The sequence below is a fragment of the Sphingobium sp. BHU LFT2 genome (assembly GCF_018604485.1).
Classification (GTDB): Bacteria; Pseudomonadota; Alphaproteobacteria; order Sphingomonadales; family Sphingomonadaceae; genus Sphingobium; species Sphingobium yanoikuyae_A.
The window spans coordinates 197,749-212,745 of sequence record NZ_JAFCGW010000005.1 but is presented as its reverse complement, the minus strand read 5'-3'; the positions used below and the strand labels follow the sequence as shown (position 1 = coordinate 212,745).

General features: G+C 66.6%; 18 protein-coding genes. 4 read left to right on the top strand and 14 right to left on the bottom strand.

The features are described from left to right. Positions 1-29 precede the first annotated feature (29 nt). The 6 genes from JQK15_RS12620 to htpX form a co-directional block, all read right to left on the bottom strand. Positions 30-1,796 carry a heparinase II/III family protein gene (locus JQK15_RS12620; RefSeq protein WP_214865869.1) on the bottom strand — a complete coding sequence of 589 codons (1,767 nt, stop codon included), beginning with the start codon at positions 1,794-1,796 and terminating at the stop codon, positions 30-32. After that, positions 1,793-2,455 carry a ribulose-phosphate 3-epimerase gene (rpe, locus tag JQK15_RS12615; RefSeq protein ID WP_017501091.1) on the bottom strand — a complete coding sequence of 221 codons (663 nt, stop codon included), beginning with the start codon at positions 2,453-2,455 and terminating at the stop codon, positions 1,793-1,795. Before rpe ends, JQK15_RS12620 begins: the two co-directional genes overlap by 4 nt. A gap of 72 nt (positions 2,456-2,527) precedes the next feature. Beyond that, complete coding sequence (locus tag JQK15_RS12610) at positions 2,528-3,013, bottom strand: diguanylate cyclase (RefSeq protein ID WP_214865867.1); 486 nt, start codon at positions 3,011-3,013, stop codon at positions 2,528-2,530. 51 nt (positions 3,014-3,064) lie between these two features. Then, positions 3,065-4,375 carry an RsmB/NOP family class I SAM-dependent RNA methyltransferase gene (locus JQK15_RS12605; protein WP_214865865.1) on the bottom strand — a complete coding sequence of 437 codons (1,311 nt, stop codon included), beginning with the start codon at positions 4,373-4,375 and terminating at the stop codon, positions 3,065-3,067. Between the two features lie 37 nt (positions 4,376-4,412). Continuing rightward, entirely contained in the window at positions 4,413-4,730 is a 318-nt protein-coding gene (locus tag JQK15_RS12600; RefSeq protein WP_214865863.1) for a hypothetical protein, read from the bottom strand. After that, positions 4,730-5,668: a zinc metalloprotease HtpX gene (htpX, locus tag JQK15_RS12595; protein WP_251007732.1), complete on the bottom strand. Its 939-nt coding sequence runs from the start codon at positions 5,666-5,668 to the stop codon at positions 4,730-4,732. The genes JQK15_RS12600 and htpX overlap by 1 nt, the downstream gene beginning before the upstream one ends. A gap of 108 nt (positions 5,669-5,776) precedes the next feature. Between htpX and JQK15_RS12590 the strand changes: the two genes are divergently transcribed. The 3 genes from JQK15_RS12590 (at position 5,777) to JQK15_RS12580 (ending at position 7,557) form a co-directional block, all read left to right on the top strand. After that, complete coding sequence (locus JQK15_RS12590) at positions 5,777-5,950, top strand: DUF1674 domain-containing protein (RefSeq protein WP_010338697.1); 174 nt, start codon at positions 5,777-5,779, stop codon at positions 5,948-5,950. A 158-nt stretch (positions 5,951-6,108) separates the two neighbouring features. Beyond that, positions 6,109-6,588: a hypothetical protein gene (locus JQK15_RS12585; protein WP_069336381.1), complete on the top strand. Its 480-nt coding sequence runs from the start codon at positions 6,109-6,111 to the stop codon at positions 6,586-6,588. Between the two features lie 90 nt (positions 6,589-6,678). Further along, positions 6,679-7,557, top strand: coding sequence for a UTP--glucose-1-phosphate uridylyltransferase (locus JQK15_RS12580; RefSeq protein WP_010338699.1), 879 nt, complete (start codon positions 6,679-6,681; stop codon positions 7,555-7,557). A 43-nt stretch (positions 7,558-7,600) separates the two neighbouring features. Here the strand turns inward: JQK15_RS12580 and JQK15_RS27285 are convergent, their stop codons facing one another. The 7 genes from JQK15_RS27285 to JQK15_RS12550 all read right to left on the bottom strand — a co-directional run bounded on the left by JQK15_RS27285 (position 7,601) and on the right by JQK15_RS12550 (position 13,336). Continuing rightward, positions 7,601-7,732, bottom strand: coding sequence for a hypothetical protein (locus JQK15_RS27285; RefSeq protein ID WP_257010957.1), 132 nt, complete (start codon positions 7,730-7,732; stop codon positions 7,601-7,603). Positions 7,733-7,894: 162 nt separating this feature from the next. Continuing rightward, on the bottom strand, positions 7,895-8,848 hold the full coding sequence (locus JQK15_RS12575; protein ID WP_214865859.1) for an NAD-dependent epimerase/dehydratase family protein: 954 nt from the start codon (positions 8,846-8,848) through the stop codon (positions 7,895-7,897). A 29-nt stretch (positions 8,849-8,877) separates the two neighbouring features. Next, entirely contained in the window at positions 8,878-9,504 is a 627-nt protein-coding gene (gene ssb / locus JQK15_RS12570; protein WP_069336378.1) for a single-stranded DNA-binding protein, read from the bottom strand. A gap of 89 nt (positions 9,505-9,593) precedes the next feature. Further along, positions 9,594-11,450 carry a ferrous iron transporter B gene (feoB, locus tag JQK15_RS12565; protein ID WP_214865856.1) on the bottom strand — a complete coding sequence of 619 codons (1,857 nt, stop codon included), beginning with the start codon at positions 11,448-11,450 and terminating at the stop codon, positions 9,594-9,596. Continuing rightward, positions 11,447-11,704 (bottom strand): FeoA family protein, encoded by a 258-nt coding sequence (locus JQK15_RS12560; protein WP_037521316.1) that lies wholly within the window; start codon positions 11,702-11,704, stop codon positions 11,447-11,449. The genes feoB and JQK15_RS12560 overlap by 4 nt, the downstream gene beginning before the upstream one ends. A gap of 75 nt (positions 11,705-11,779) precedes the next feature. Beyond that, the gene (locus JQK15_RS12555) at positions 11,780-12,445 is read right to left on the bottom strand and encodes a COQ9 family protein (protein ID WP_214865854.1); all 666 of its coding nucleotides are present in this window, start codon (positions 12,443-12,445) and stop codon (positions 11,780-11,782) included. Between the two features lie 9 nt (positions 12,446-12,454). After that, positions 12,455-13,336, bottom strand: coding sequence for a DMT family transporter (locus JQK15_RS12550; RefSeq protein ID WP_214865852.1), 882 nt, complete (start codon positions 13,334-13,336; stop codon positions 12,455-12,457). 68 nt (positions 13,337-13,404) lie between these two features. Between JQK15_RS12550 and JQK15_RS12545 the strand changes: the two genes are divergently transcribed. Next, positions 13,405-14,496 (top strand): alkene reductase, encoded by a 1,092-nt coding sequence (locus tag JQK15_RS12545; RefSeq protein WP_214865850.1) that lies wholly within the window; start codon positions 13,405-13,407, stop codon positions 14,494-14,496. Between the two features lie 75 nt (positions 14,497-14,571). Here JQK15_RS12545 and ribH read toward each other — a convergent pair whose 3' ends face one another. Next, the gene (gene ribH, locus JQK15_RS12540) at positions 14,572-14,994 is read right to left on the bottom strand and encodes a 6,7-dimethyl-8-ribityllumazine synthase (protein WP_017501105.1); all 423 of its coding nucleotides are present in this window, start codon (positions 14,992-14,994) and stop codon (positions 14,572-14,574) included. Between the last annotated feature and the right edge of the window lie 3 nt (positions 14,995-14,997).

Genomic DNA, 14,997 nt, shown 5'->3' with positions numbered 1-14,997 from the left:
CGCCCGCGTGATGGCCGATGCGATGCGGGTCAGCCGACCCGCTTGAACAGCCAGCCGATGCTGGAGCCGCCGGGCAGTGCCTCGCTCGTTACCACCAGCTGCCTTGTGGGGTGGGGGCGGCCGTCGCCATCGACCCACAGGCTATCCTCGACGCTCAGCACGCCGGCGCCGGTCCGGAACTGCCACAGCGCGCCCAGCTCGATCCGCAGCAACGCGCCCTGGCTGTCGGCGGTCAGGGTCGGTTCCACGCCCGGCGCCAGATGGAAGCGCAGCTGCACCGGCCGCTTGACCGGCTTCTTGCCGCGCGTCGCCGGGGTCAGCATATCCTCGCCGCGCACTTCCTTGCCGTCGCCGCTCATCATCAGCAGGCGGCGGTGGACATAGCCCATGCGGCGGACATAGCCGTCATGGCTCAGCTCCACCCGGCTGCCATTGTCCAGCTCCTGCCGGTTCAGCTCGACCTCGGTCACGCCCTTGCCCAGCGTGCCGTCGGGCATCAGCGCGGTCGAGTTGCTGTCATCCAGCACCAATGTGCTGTGCGCCGCGGTCGAGCGCAGCGCCTGGGCCAGATCGCGCGGGATATAGGCGCCTTCCAGCGCTGCGCCGCCGCAATTGATCACCAGCCGCAGCCGCCCGTCGCTGATCTCGATCGCGCCGGTGGAGGCGCAGCCGGCTGCGGCCAGGCGTGCGACCGGCGGCGGCGCCGCATCGATCTGCACCACCGTATTGCCCGCGCTGATCCGCTGATAGCCCCAGTCGCGCGCCTGGCGCAGCGGCCGGGTCCGCACACGGCTGGCCTGCACCAGCGCCTCGACCATGTCGGGGTCGATCGCGCCCGCACCCTGCCAGTTGCCCAGCCCCCCATCGCCATGGGTCAGGCCCAGCAAGGCCGGCACCGCGCGGCTCAGCCCGTCGATCAGGAAGCCGGGCACCTGTTCGCGCCGCACCTCATAGACCGCGACCACCATCGCCAGCAGCATCACGCCTTCCAGCTGCGCCAGCGGCGACCGGGAAATGATGCCACCATCGCCATGGAAGGCGCTGTCGATCGCGCGCTTCAGGCCCGCTTCGCCGAACAGCTTGCGCGGATTGCCGCCGGGCATCAGCATCGACGCCGCGACGATCCCGCCCCAGGCGACCAGGCGCGGCAGGCCCGGCGCGGCTTTGTCCGCGCTCTGGTCCAGATGGCGCGCGGTGCGGGCGATGCAGTTGAGCACCAGCGACCGATAGACCAGGTCGCTCGACGACAGGATCAGCGGTGCATGGGCGGTCCAGAACAACAGCCGCCAGGCCGCATTGTCGGCGCGCCAGGCCGGGTCGCTCGGCGTTTCGGCGTGGGCGGCCAGCCATTTGCGCATCAGCGCCTCGGCCACCGGCGCGCCCTGCTCGCGCGTCGCGGCGGTCGACAGGTCGCGCAGCCAGCGGAAACTGTGCAGATAGTCGGTGAAGGCCGGGCCGACCGCCAATTTGCCGAAATCGATCGTGTCGATCGCCAGCTTCTGGCCCCGGAACAGGAAATAGCCGGCACGGATCGCCTGGCCGGCGCGCGGGTCGCCGGGCACGACATCGTCCGGCACCGCCAGCAGCTTGAGCGGATATTTGCCCTTCAGCCGCCGGCTGTGCAGCGGCGTCTTCCAGCTCAGCCGATAGAAATGATTGGCGATCCGCTCGGCCAGCGACAGGCCCTTGTCATCCGCGACGCGGATGAGCCGCTTGCCCTGTTCGATGCCGTCGTCGGCCGGTTCATGACCGGCCTCGACCGCGACAGGGGAGGACTGGCGCCGCTGGTTCGTCACCCGCCCCGCAGTGTCCTGATATTGTCGGCATAGGCAGCCGGGCCGCCACGGAAGGTCGCGGTGCCGGCGACCAGCACGTCGGCGCCCGCCGCGATCGCCTTGGGCGCGGTGTTGATGTCGATGCCGCCATCGACCTGCAGGCGGATGTCACGGCCGCTCTTCTCGATCATCTTGCGGCACGCCTCGATCTTGCGCAGCTGATTCTCGATGAAGCTCTGGCCGCCGAAACCGGGATTGACGCTCATCACCAGGATCAGGTCGATATCGTCGATCAGATAGTCCAGCATCTTGGCCGGGGTGCCGGGGTTCAGCACCACGCCGGCCTTTACGCCCAGCGACTTGATGTGCTGCACGGTGCGGTGGATGTGCGGGCCGGCCTCGGGATGGACGGTGATGATGTCGGCGCCGGCCTGGGCGAAGGCGTCGAGATACTGGTCCACCGGCGAGATCATCAGATGCACGTCGAACGGCTTTTTCGTGTGCGGGCGCAGCGCCTTCACCACAGCCGGGCCGATGGTGATGTTGGGCACGAAATGGCCGTCCATCACGTCGATATGGATCCAGTCGCAACCGGCTTCGTCGATGGCGCGGACTTCCTCGCCCAGCCGTGCGAAATCGGCGGACAGGATGGACGGAGAGATGAGAATGGGATGGGTCATTTGACCGCCCGCATTAGCCCTCCCTTGGGGCGAGGGCAACGCATGATTTGCGCGGTGCGGCGATGAGTCGCATCAGGGGATGAAGAAGGTCGTGGGTTCCAGTCGGACGGGCGCGCCGACATCCTTCGGCAGCCATTGCTTGACCCCGTGCAGCGCCACCGTCTCGCCGTCCAGCAGCACCGGCGCGGCGATCAGCCGCATCGCGCAATCGCTGCCGTCCGGGCGGCGAATGTCGACGTCCAGGGTGAAGCCGCGCTGGTGGCGGATGGCATAGGCGCGCAGCCGCTCCATCGCCTCGCGGCTGTCATGCGCATAGAGCGACACCGACAGTGGCCGGGGCACGATGCTGCCCGGCTCCAGCCCGAATATGTCATAGACGCCCTGGGTCCAGCTGATGCTGTTGTCGGCCAGATTGCAATGCCACAGGCCCAGCCCCCGATCGGCCAGCGCCGCCTCATTCCCCACAATATCCTGGTCCAGCACCACCGGCGCGAGATGCTCGCGCAGGTCGTAGAGTGGCCAGCTATGATGCAGGGGCAGGGGTTCGGTCGGACGCAAGGCGGGCCTTTCCAGCGAAGGGCCTCACCTTAAGCCCCTCATGGTTAAGCCTTAGTTCCCGATGCGCACGATCCTTGCAACGAAAAAGCCGTCGGTGCCGCCCTGTTCCGCCAGCGTGTCGGGCAGGGTGCGCAGCCAGCCGTCGGCGGTCGGCGCCATGCCGTCGGGCAGTTCGCTTGCCGTCACCGGCTGGGCCGCAAAATCGGGACGCGCCGCCAGGAAACGGGCCATCTGCGCCTCGCCCTCGGCCTGTTCCAGCGAGCAGGTGGCGTAGAGGATCGTCCCGCCCGGCTTCACCCAATCGGCGACGCGGGCCAGTAGTTCGCCCTGCAGGTCGGCCAGTTCCGCGATCTGGCGCGGGCCGATGCGGTGCAAAACGTCGGGATGACGGCGATAGATGCCGGTGGCGGTGCAGGGCGCATCGAGCAGCAGCGCATCGACCGGCGCCTCGGGCGCCCATTGGCGCAGGTCCGCCTGCACGACATCGGCCGACAGGCCGGTGCGCGCCAGATTTTCGCTCAGCCGCTCCAGCCTTTTCTTCGACTGGTCGACCGCGGTCACGGCCCATCCGGCCGCTGCCAGCTGCATCGTCTTGCCGCCCGGCGCGGCGCACAGGTCCAGCACGGTCCGGCCTTCGCCTGCGCCTAGCAGTCGGGCCGGGCAGGAGGCTGCGATATCCTGCACCCACCAGGCGCCCTCGGCAAAGCCGGGCAGCTCGGGCACGACCGCCCCCTCGGGCAAGCGGACATGGCCGGGCGCAAAGCTGGTGCCGCCCAGCGCCTCGACCCATTTGCCGGTCTCGGCCGGATCGCGCAGGTTGATGTCGACCGGCGGGCGCACCGCATAGGCGTGGGCGGCGGCCAGCGGCATCGCCTCGCCCCATTGCCCGGTCCAGCGTTCGGCGACCTCGGCGGGCAGGGTGGGCGGCACGGGCAGGCTCGGCTCGGCGCGGGTCACGGTGCCGAACACGCCATGGACCAGCTTGCGCGGTCCGCCATCGACCAGCGGCAGCGCGGTGGCGATCGCCGCATGGGGCGCGGTGCCCAGCGCCAGCACCTGGATGAGCGCGATGCGCAGCACCATGCGCGCCTTGGCATCGGCGGGCAGGGGCTGCTTGGTCGCGCCGTCGATCAGCGCGTCGAGATCGGGCAAATGGCGCAACGTCTCGGCGACGATGGCATGGACCAGCGCGCGGTCGGCTCGGTCGGCCAGCCCCTGGGTCGCGCCATGCAGCGCGATTTCCAGCGGGTCGCCCCGACGCAAGACGGCGTCCAGCAGCTTCAGGGCAGCGCGGCGCGCGGGCAGGCCGGGGACATCATCGGCGCGCGGGGCACCGGAACGGGCGTTGGGACGACGGGACATCAGCGGCCCCTACGCGCTTTTGGCCCTGGGGTCATCTTCAAACGAAGCAGATGGCCGTGTAGATCGCTGCCGCAAGCAGGCCGATGCTGGTGGCAACGCCGACCCACAGCGCCAACCAGTCCGACCGGCGCGGGCGCGGCGCCATCCCCTTCCGCACGACCCGCAAGGAAGAAGGGATGCGTTTGCGGCCCAGCGTGGCGATTGCGATTGTCCGCCGGCCGATCGCGTGGAACAGGCGCGGCGTGTGACGGGAAAAGATATATTCGACGGCAATGTCGACGACGAGGCCGGCCGCCTCGCGCGCCACGAACCCGGCGGCGCGGAAGGCGATCTCGCCAATCTCGTCGACCGGCATCAGCGCCCGTGCGGATCGAGCGCGCTGCGCCGACGCTTGGGCGCGGCCACTGGCGACAGGGCCGATGCCTGCGTCGCTCGTTCTTGCCCCGACATGCTCACGGGCGGTGGGCTACCGCTCTGCCCCATATCCTGTGCAATCTCCTCCAGCGCGGCGATGCGCTTCTCGGTCGCCGGATGGGTCGAGAACAACTCGCTCACATGTACCGGCACGATATAGAGCTGCGCGGCGGCGGGATTGCGCTCGGCCACCGGGTTGGGGATCAGCTCGGCCCGGCCGGAAATCTTGGCGAGGGCGGAGGCGAGCGCGCGCGGATTGCCGCTGATCTCCGCCCCGGCCTGGTCGGCGCCATATTCGCGGGTGCGGCTGATCGCCATCTGCACGATCATCGCGGCAAAGGGGGCGACGATCACCGCCAGCAAGGTCGCGATCATGTTGCTATGGCCATTTTCCTCATTGCCGCCGCCGCGGAAGAAGAGGCCGAAATTGGCCAGCATTGAAATGGCACCGGCAATGGTAGCCACCATCGTCATGATCAGGGTGTCGCGATTCTTCACATGGCCCAGTTCATGCGCCATCACGCCTGCCACCTCGTCGCGGGTCAGCATGTTGAGCAGGCCGGTGGTCGCCGCCACGGCAGCATTTTCCGGATTGCGGCCAGTGGCAAAGGCGTTGGGCGCATCCTGGTCGATCACATAGACGCGCGGCATCGGCAGGCCGGCGCGCTGGCTCAGCGCCTGGACCAGGCCGTAAAATTCGGGCGCGCTCTGGGCATCCACCTCGCGCGCATTGTGCATGGACAGCACGATCTTGTCGGCGTTCCAGAAGGTGAACAGGTTCATCCCCGCCGCCACCAGCAGGGCAATCACCGCGCCGCCGCTGCCGCCCAGCGTATAGCCCAGCGCCATGAACAGCGCCGTCAGCGCCGACAACAGCATCACCGTGCGAAAACCACTCACTTGCACATCGCTCCTTTGCGGCCCAGATAGCGGGCCTGACACTGAATATGGGGTTGCCGCGCGCGCTCCGCAATCGAAAGGCCCGACATGGGACATTTCAACGGCAAGCGCCCGGCGCATGTGAAGGCGCCCGAGCATCTCTCCAAGAGCCCGCCCGTGCCCCAGCCTGACCCGGTCGACCAGCAGCCGGTGCTGGACGAGGAGCTGAGCCCGGTCCGCTATGGCGACTGGGAGCGCAAGGGCATCGCCATCGACTTCTGATCTGGCGCCTTCCGATCGGCCACCGCTGAACGCAACTTGTTCGGCTTGCCGACGTTTCAGCACATATTCCGCTGGCCCGTGCCCGGCTAGCGGGCGAGCGCGACCCGTTGCTCTGGCCTTTCCGGCTGGGTCTGCGCAGATTCAGGGGCATGAGGAGTATGCGGGGCGTGAGCGCGGAATTGGCGCAGGACGACAAGGTGACGAAGCCGGTTGCGGCCTATGCGCCGGAAGATGCGGCATTATTGTGCGGTATCGGTCGGCTGGTCTGCGCCTGGACGATGCTGGAACAGAGTCTGGAGGCGCGGCTGGCCGAGTTGCGGGAAACCATGGGCGACGTCCGCACCGTGGGCGCGCGCACGCGGCCGACCATGACCAAGCTGATGACCGAATTGCGCACGACCGTCGCCATGCGCGATCGGCGCAACGCGGCCGGGCTGACCGAAATTGCGGAGGTCGAGCGCGATCTCCAGCGGATCGACCGTTTCCGTACCCTCATCATCGGCGGCTTTCAGCAGCCGTCACCTGAAGGCTTTCTGTGCCGCGACTTACGTAACAATGCTCAATATGTAAGCCTGGAGCATTTGGATAATGAAATTGCGGCGCTGGAACAGGTTGCACAGCGTCTTCTGACGATCTGACCCATAAAGACAAGTTGCCGTAGCGCTTGACCTTTTTCTCCCGGTTCGCGATCCCCCCAGCGAGCCGGCACTCATCGAGAACGGAGTCCCATGTCGAACAAACCGATTCGCAAAGCCGTCTTTCCTGTCGCCGGTCTTGGCACGCGTTTCCTGCCCGCCACCAAGTCGGTGCCCAAGGAATTGCTGCCCGTGGTCGACCGTCCGCTGATCCAATATGCCGTGGATGAAGCGCGCGAGGCGGGGATCGAGCAGATGATCTTCGTCACCGGACGCGGCAAGGGCGCGATCGAGGATTATTTCGACATCGCCTTCGAATGCGAGATCACCCAGCGCGAGCGCGGCAAGGATCTTTCGGCGCTGGAAGGGACGCGCCTGGCGCCCGGCGATGCGGTGTTCCTGCGCCAGCAGGAGCCGCTGGGCCTGGGCCACGCGATCTGGTGTGCCCGCGATATCGTCGGTGACGAACCGTTCGCCATCATCCTGCCCGACGAGTTCATGAAGGGCGCGCCCGGCAATGGCTGCATGAAGCAGATGGTCGAGGCCTATGAAAAGGTCGGCGGCAACCTGGTCTGCGCGCTCGAAATCCCGATGGACCAGACGCCCAGCTATGGCGTGATCGATCCGGGCGCGCGCGACGGCGCCCTGACCGAAGTGAAGGGCCTGGTGGAAAAGCCCAAGCTCGGCACCGCCCCCTCCAACCTCATCCTGCCTGGCCGCTATATCCTGCAGCCCGACGTCATGAAGATCCTGGAAACCCAGGAAAAGGGCGCGGGCGGCGAGATCCAGCTGACCGATGCCATGGCCTCGCTGATCGGCAAGCAGCCCTTCCACGGTGTCACCTTCGACGGTCGCCGTTTCGACTGCGGCTCCAAGGCCGGCTATATCGAGGCGAACCTTGCCCTGGCGCTGGAGCGCGAGGATATCGGCGCCCATATCCGCGACTTCGCGAAGGCCGAACTGGCCAACTAAGCTTCGATCCGCAGGGGTGGCCGCTGGTCGCCCCTGCTGATCGTCAGAGCAGGCGGACGGCCTGTGCCAGCAAAATCCCGATGCCCGACAGGGTGATGGTGCCCCCGATTGCCAGCTGCAGCGGGCGGACTATCTGCCGGATTGGCACACCGATGGCAGCTTCAATCTTGCTCATGCAAATCATTATCGCATAATGCGAGCGGAGAGTCACATCCATCTCTCCACTCACACTGATGCAGCGGATCGATCATCATTCGTGATTATAAGTAACGAATGATCGGAATGGCCGCTTTCAAATCAGTAACGCAACAATGGGCTCAAACTGTCAGCTTCGCTGTCAACTTTGCACCGCCGGTGACACATAATCGGCGTCGTGGATGAACGGCATCGCCGCATCGTTCGCCAGCGCCGTCAGGATCGCGGCAAAGTCCGTCTCGCAGTGAAGCCCCATCTGGCGCCGCGCCAATCCCGCATCATAGACCCGGCCGATCGACGCCGGCAGTTGCCAGCCGCGCCGGGCATATAGCTCCGCAGCTTCGGGAAAATGCCGCGCGATCACCGCTGCCGCATCGCGTTTCAGCTCCGTCGCTTCCTCGCGGGCGAAAGGCGTCGGCGCGGAAACCAGATAGGTTTCGCAGCGCGCCGGCGGCGTCCGTTCCAGCGCGACCAGATGTGCCCGCGCGGCATCCTCTACCGTCAGCCGGCGATGGAGAAATTCATTGGCCTTCAGATTCTGCCCTGACAGGCTGGCGTCGCTGTCGTCATCCTCGGGGAAGAAGCGGGCGGTGCGCAAGATGGTGCAGCCGATGCCGCACTCCAGTTGCTGCACCCGGCACAGCCCCTCGGCCGCCAGCTTGGTCACGCCATAGATGTTGCGGGGCTCCAGCGGCCCGCTCTGCTCGTCGAGCCATACCGCCGCATCGCCAGCTTCGTCGCGCACCGCCTGGCTGATCATCAGCGACGTGGTGGATGTCATGACGAAGCGGTCATGCCCAGCCGCGGTCGCTGCTTCCAGCAGGTTGCGCGTGCCGGTGACATTGACGTCGATGAAGGAGTGGGCGGGGTAGCGGACGATGTCCGGCTTGTGCAACGCGCCGCCATGGATCACCGCCTCGATCCCGCGTTCGGCAAAGACGCGCTCGATCAGCGCCCGGTCGGCGACCGATCCGATGATGTCGGTGCCCCGGCCTGACGCGACGTCCAGGCCGGTCACTGCATGTCCCGCCGCGCGCAGCATCGGCGCCAGGAAACGGCCCAGCCAGCCCGACGATCCGGTCAGCAGGACATGCATGTCAGGTCAATCCCTGTGGAAAGGACCGATCAGAACGGGACTTCGTCGTCCAGGTCGTTGTCGAAGTTCGGGCCGCCCTGACCGCCGCCCGAGGCGCGTCCGCCGCCGAAGCCGCCACCCTGGTTGCTGCCGCCCGACGAGCGCCCGCCACCAAAGCCGCCGCCACTGTTGCCGCCGCCGAAATCGTCATAATCGCCGCCGCCAAAGCCGCCGCTGCTCGCGCCCCAATCGCTGACGCCCTGGTTGCCGCCGCCCGAGGAGCGCCCACCGCCATAGCCACCGCCCTGGCCGCCACCGCCACCCGGCGCACCGTCCAGCATGGTTAGCACCGCGCCGGGGCCCGACAGGGCGACCTCGGTGGTGTAGCGGTCATTGCCATTATTGTCCTGCCACTTGCGGGTACGCAGCTGGCCCTCGATGTAGATCTTCGATCCCTTGCGCAGGAAGCGTTCGGCGACGCCGACCAGGCCTTCGGAATTGATGACGACGCTATGCCATTCGGTGCGCTCCTTGCGCTCCCCCGACATGCGATCCTTCCAGCTTTCCGAGGTCGCGATCCGCAGGTTGCAGATCTTGCCGCCATTCTGGAAGCTCTTCACTTCCGGGTCGGCCCCCAGATTCCCGATGAGAATGACCTTGTTGACCGAGCCTGCCATGATTCCTCCGAAAGCACTAAAGGCGCCGTTATAGAAGCCTCGCCTTGGCGGTAAAGAACAAAGCTAGGCCAAATGTCCGGGGCTTGGGATCAGCCGAGTCCCATCGCCACCGCCGCCCAATATGTCACGCCCGCCGCGGCATAGGCCAGCACGAACAGATAACCGATCATGAACAATGGCCATTTCCAGCCATTGGTCTCGCGCCGGGTAACGGCAATGGTCGAAATGCACTGCGGCGCGAACACGAACCAGGCCAGGAAGGCGAGGGCGGTGGCCAGGCTCCAGCGGCCGGCCAGCCGGTCGCCCAGTCCCTGTTCCAGCGCCTCGGCATCATCCTCGGCATCGATTGCATAGACGGTGGCGATAGCCGACACGGCGACTTCGCGCGCCGCCATGCTGGGCAGCAGGGCGAGCGAAATGTCGCGGTTGAAGCCGATCGGCTCGACCAGCACATTGATGCCGCCCGCGATCCGTCCGGCGATCGAATATTCGCTCTGCTTCACGCCCTCGGGCGCATGGGGGAAGCTGGCCAGCACCCACAGCACGATATTGGTGGCCAGGATGATGGTGCCGGCGCGCTTGAGGAAGATGACGCCGCGCTGCCACAGGCCGATCAGGATGTCCTGCGGTCGGGGCCACTGATATTTCGGCATTTCCATCAGGAATCCGCCGCTGCGGCCCTTGGCCACGGTCAGGCGCAGCGCCCAGGCGGCCAGCATGGCACCGACGATGCCGGCGACATAGAGCAGGAACAGCACCAGCCCCTGCAGGCCGATGCCCGGTCCCACGCTGCGCGCCGGGATGAAGGCGGCGATGATCAGGCCATAGACCGGCAGTCGCGCCGAACAGGTCATCAGCGGCGCGATCAGGATCGTGGTCAGCCGGTCCTTGGGATCGCTGATCGTGCGCGTCGCCATGATCCCCGGCACCGCGCAGGCGAAGGAGGAGAGCAGCGGGATGAAGGCCCGACCCGACAGGCCGACCTTCGCCATGATGCCATCCATCAGGAAGGCGGCACGGGCCATATAGCCGGTCGCCTCCAGCATCAGGATGAAGAAGAAGAGGATCAGGATCTGCGGCAGGAACACGATCACCGCGCCGACGCCGCCGACCACGCCCTGCAACAGGAAATCGTGGATGATGCCCGGCGGCAAAGTGTTGGTTACCGCCTCGCCCAGCGCCGTGACCCAACCCTCCAGCATGTCGGCGGGCACCGATGCCCAGGAGAAGACCGCCTGGAACATCACGAACAACAGGCTGAGCAACAGGGCGAGGCCCAACACCGGGTGCAGCGCGACCCGGTCGACCGCCGCCGTCAGCCGGCGCGATGGCGTCTCGCGCACGATCGCGGCGCGGGCGATGCGCCGCGCCTCGCGGCGCACGGCGTCGAAATCCGGTTCACCGGCGGAGGCGCGCAGCATGCCCGTCTGGGCGCCGAGCAGCGTTTCCAGCTCGGTCTTGAGATGATCCAGGCCGCGCTTGCGCACCGCCACGGTGGACACCACCGGCACGCCCAGTTCGCGCGCCAGCACATTGGCGTCCAGTTCCAGCCCGTCGCGGGTGGCCAGATCGACCATGTTGAGTGCGACGACGGTGGGCAGGCCCAGCGCGATCAGCTCCAGCGCAAAGCGCAGATGATTGTCGAGGTTCGACGCGTCGACCACGATCACCAGCGCGTCGGGCAGCTTCTCGCCAGCCTGCTTGCCCAGCACGAAGTCGCGCGTCACCTGTTCGTCGGGGCTGGCGGGCGACAGGCTGTAAGTGCCGGGCAGATCGACCAGTTCGACCGGTCGGCCGTCGGCCAGCGACAGCCGGCCCGCCTTGCGCTCCACCGTGACGCCCGGATAATTGCCCAGCTTCTGCCGCGCGCCGGTCAGCGCGTTGAACAGGGCGGACTTGCCCGCATTGGGATTGCCGACCAGCGCGACGAGGGGAAGGCCGCTCATGCCTGCGCCTCCTGCGGGCCGGTGCTGACTTCCACGGCGGCGGCATGGGCGCGCCGCATAGCCACCGTCATCCGCCCGATCTTCACCGCCAGCGGTCCACGACCCAGCAGGCCGCCATGATGCAGCGCCTCGACGCTGGCGCCTTCGCACAGGCCGAACTCGCGCAGGCGCTGTCCTTCCACGGACGACAGCGACTCCCAGTCGATGGTTTCAACAAAAGCGGGTTGGCGCAGGGGCAGATCGGTCAGGCGCAAGGAGGATGGACTCTTAACCAGAAATCAGATTTGCGACTGACTATCAATTACGTCTGGTGAAGGCCAGCCCGAACTTCACACCGCCGGATAGCGCAGCCGGCCGATGAAGCGCGACAGGCTGAGATGCTCGCCATCGCCCACGCCTTTGAACCGGGCCTTCATCTTCTCGAAACGCATGATCCCCTCGATCCGCCGGGCCAGGAAGGCGCGGCTATCGGCATGATCCTCGCTCTCGTCATTGACGAAGGTCAGCAGTGTCGCGGCATAGATGCTGCCCAGCGTTGCCCGCTTGCTATAATGGTTGAGGTCGGTGGCGGTGTCGCCCGCCGCGCGCCACATGATGTCGGCGGCGTGCCAGCCCAGCTTGGCGGCGCGCACGGCATTGGCCGGCATCGCCAGGATCGCCTGCGCCCGGCGCAGCGCTTCGCGGTCGGGCGCCAGCAGGGCCAGGCGGGTCTCGATCAGCGCGCTGATCTTCTTGCGAATCGACATGGCGGCGAGCTTTTCGGGAGGCAGCACCTCCAGCATCCGGGCGTCGATGCTGGCGAACCAGGCCTCGATCATGCCCATGGCGCCGCCGTCGAAGGCCAGTGCTGCGACATCGGCATCGATGTTCTTTTCCGCCGCCGCCATCGCCACCGCTTCGGGCCGCCAGCCGTCAAAGGCGGCGTGGCGCGGCAGGATCGGCGCCAGCAATGCGCGGATTTCGTCCAGGGTCAGCTCTTGGGTCTGGTCGCTCATGGTCGTAACCTAGGCCCGTCGGGGCAGGCGCACAAGCACCAGTGCGACCGCCACGGCCACGCCGCCGACAATGTCGGTCGCGCTCAATGTCTCGCCGAACAGCAGCCACCCGGCCAGCGCGGCAACGGCGGGTTGCAGCAACAGGCTGAGCCCCAGCACCAGCGGCGAAAAACAGCCGAGCGCATAGGTGAGCAGTCCCTGGCCGACGATCTGGCTGGACAGGGCAAGGATGATGAGCGGGGTCCAGTCCTGCGGCATCACCGTTTCGCCCATCGCATTGGCGGCGAGCAGCAGGGGCAAGGCTCCGGCCGCGCTGACGACCGCCAGCACCGACCAGCTGTCCAGCCGCTTGCGCGCGCCCTGGATCAGCAGAAGATAGGTGGTGTAGAGCAACCCGGCGAGCAGGCAGAACAGGTCGCCCTTCAGGTTGACAGGCGACAGCTCATAGCTGCTGCCCATCAATATGGCCGCGCCGATCGCGGCCAGGATCAGCGCGCCGATCTGCAGCTTCGATACATGTTCGCGCAGCACGATGAGGCCCCACAGCGGCAGCATCAGTGCGCTCATATTGCCGAACAGCGTTGCATTGGCGACCTTGGTATGGCCGATGCCCAGATGCCAGGCAGCCAGATCGGCAGCAAAGCAGACCCCAGCGACAATCACGATCGTCCACTGGCCGCGCGACAAGCGGCTCTTGCGCAGCTTCGGCAATGCCAGGATGAACAGGAAGGGCATGGCGATCGCCAGTCGCCAGAAGGCGGCAGCCACCGGCCCGACATCGGCCAGCCGCACCAGCACCGGTCCCAGCGCCAGAATGATATTGGCCAGGATCAGCGCCGGAAAAGCGAGTCTGGGCGTCGCGATATGCGCCATGGGGGTTGAAGCGGCCATGGCGGCTCCCTAGCTGGCTTTCTGCATCAAGTCCCGTTGCAAATTGCAACGTTCATGAGGGAGGTTTCATGACCACAATCTTCGATCCGATAAAGCTCGGCGCCGACACCGCCGCCAACCGCGCCATCATGGCGCCGCTCACCCGTGGCCGCGCCACCCGCGATCATGTCCCGACCCCGATCATGGTCGATTATTATGCGCAGCGCGCCTCGGCCGGCCTCATCATCAGCGAGGCGACCGGCATTTCGCACCAGGGCCTGGGCTGGCCCTATGCGCCGGGCCTCTGGTCCGACGAACAGGTCGAGGCCTGGAAGCCGGTCACCCAGGCCGTGCATGACAAGGGCGGGCTGATCGTCGCCCAGCTCTGGCATATGGGCCGTGCCGTCCATTCGGCCGTCACCGGCGAGCAGCCGGTTTCCTCCAGTGCCACCGCGACGCCGGGCGACGCCCATACCTATGAGGGCAAGAAGCCTTATGAGGTCGCGCGTCCGCTCGCGATCGACGAAATTCCCGGCATCATCGCCGACTATGTGAAGGCGGCCAACAATGCGATCGCCGCCGGCTTCGACGGGGTCCAGATCCACGCCGCGAATGGCTATCTGATCGACCAATTCCTGCGCGACAACAGCAATTTCCGCGATGATATCTATGGCGGCGGCATCGAAAATCGCGTCCGCCTGCTGCGTGAAGTGACGCAGGCGGTGGTCGATGCGATCGGCGCCGATCGCGTGTCCGTGCGCCTGTCGCCCAATGGCGATACCCAGGGCGTCAATGACAGCAATCCCGAGCCGCTGTTTGCCGCCGCTGCCGAGGTGCTGAATCAGATCGGCATCGCCTTCCTCGAACTGCGCGAGCCCGGCCCGGACGGCACCTTCGGCGCCACCGACGTGCCGCGCCTGTCGCCGCTGATCCGCCAGCATTTCAAGGGGCCGCTGGTTCTCAACAGCGATTATGGGCTTGATCGTGCGCAGGCCGATCTCGCCTCTGGCCTGGCCGACGCGATCAGCTTTGGTCGTCCCTTCCTCGCCAATCCCGATCTGGTCGATCGCCTGCGGGAAGGCGCGCCGCTGACCCCGGCGCAGATGGCGACCTTCTACAGCCAGGGCGCGGAAGGCTATACCGACTATCCGACCCTGGCCGAGGAAAAGGCGGCCGCCTGATCCTTCGGTAGTAATGAATAAGGGCGCGTTCCTCGCGGAGCGCGCCCTTATTTGTGTCTGTCAAAAGGCCGCGGATCAGATCGCGAAACGTTCGCGCAGGCCCAGCATGGCAATCGCCGCCTTGGCCGCTTCGCCGCCCTTGTCCTTCTGGTCGGGACGGGCGCGCACCAGGGCCTGCTCCTCATTCTCGACGGTCAGGATGCCGTTGCCGATTGCGATAGCATCCATGCTCAGTGCCATCAGGCCGCGCGCGCTTTCGTTCGACACCACTTCGAAATGATAGGTTTCGCCGCGGATCACCACGCCGATCGCGACGAAGCCGTCATAGCGACCGGTCTCGGCTGCCAGTGCGATCGCACCGGGGATTTCCAGCGCCCCCGGAACGGTCACCACCTCATATTTGTGGCCGGCTTCGTCCAGCGCGGCCTTCGCGCCTTCGATCAGCAGGTCGTTGAGATGGTCGTAGAAGCGGGCTTCGACGATGAGAAACTTGGCCATGCG

What these genes read in the sequence shown, in the direction of transcription:
- rpe (WP_017501091.1), bottom strand. Translation starts at nt 2,455, where the DNA reads ATGACCCATCCCATTCTCATCTCTCCGTCCATCCTGTCCGCCGATTTC.
- JQK15_RS12605 (WP_214865865.1), bottom strand. Translation starts at nt 4,375, where the DNA reads ATGTCCCGTCGTCCCAACGCCCGTTCCGGTGCCCCGCGCGCCGATGAT.
- JQK15_RS12600 (WP_214865863.1), bottom strand. Translation starts at nt 4,730, where the DNA reads ATGCCGGTCGACGAGATTGGCGAGATCGCCTTCCGCGCCGCCGGGTTC.
- htpX (WP_251007732.1), bottom strand. Translation starts at nt 5,668, where the DNA reads ATGCTGTTGTCGGCGCTGACGGCGCTGTTCATGGCGCTGGGCTATACG.
- JQK15_RS12590 (WP_010338697.1), top strand. Translation starts at nt 5,777, where the DNA reads ATGGGACATTTCAACGGCAAGCGCCCGGCGCATGTGAAGGCGCCCGAG.
- JQK15_RS12585 (WP_069336381.1), top strand. Translation starts at nt 6,109, where the DNA reads ATGCGGGGCGTGAGCGCGGAATTGGCGCAGGACGACAAGGTGACGAAG.
- JQK15_RS12580 (WP_010338699.1), top strand. Translation starts at nt 6,679, where the DNA reads ATGTCGAACAAACCGATTCGCAAAGCCGTCTTTCCTGTCGCCGGTCTT.
- JQK15_RS27285 (WP_257010957.1), bottom strand. Translation starts at nt 7,732, where the DNA reads ATGAGCAAGATTGAAGCTGCCATCGGTGTGCCAATCCGGCAGATAGTC.
- JQK15_RS12575 (WP_214865859.1), bottom strand. Translation starts at nt 8,848, where the DNA reads ATGCATGTCCTGCTGACCGGATCGTCGGGCTGGCTGGGCCGTTTCCTG.
- ssb (WP_069336378.1), bottom strand. Translation starts at nt 9,504, where the DNA reads ATGGCAGGCTCGGTCAACAAGGTCATTCTCATCGGGAATCTGGGGGCC.
- feoB (WP_214865856.1), bottom strand. Translation starts at nt 11,450, where the DNA reads ATGAGCGGCCTTCCCCTCGTCGCGCTGGTCGGCAATCCCAATGCGGGC.
- JQK15_RS12555 (WP_214865854.1), bottom strand. Translation starts at nt 12,445, where the DNA reads ATGAGCGACCAGACCCAAGAGCTGACCCTGGACGAAATCCGCGCATTG.
- JQK15_RS12550 (WP_214865852.1), bottom strand. Translation starts at nt 13,336, where the DNA reads ATGGCCGCTTCAACCCCCATGGCGCATATCGCGACGCCCAGACTCGCT.
- JQK15_RS12545 (WP_214865850.1), top strand. Translation starts at nt 13,405, where the DNA reads ATGACCACAATCTTCGATCCGATAAAGCTCGGCGCCGACACCGCCGCC.
- ribH (WP_017501105.1), bottom strand. Translation starts at nt 14,994, where the DNA reads ATGGCCAAGTTTCTCATCGTCGAAGCCCGCTTCTACGACCATCTCAAC.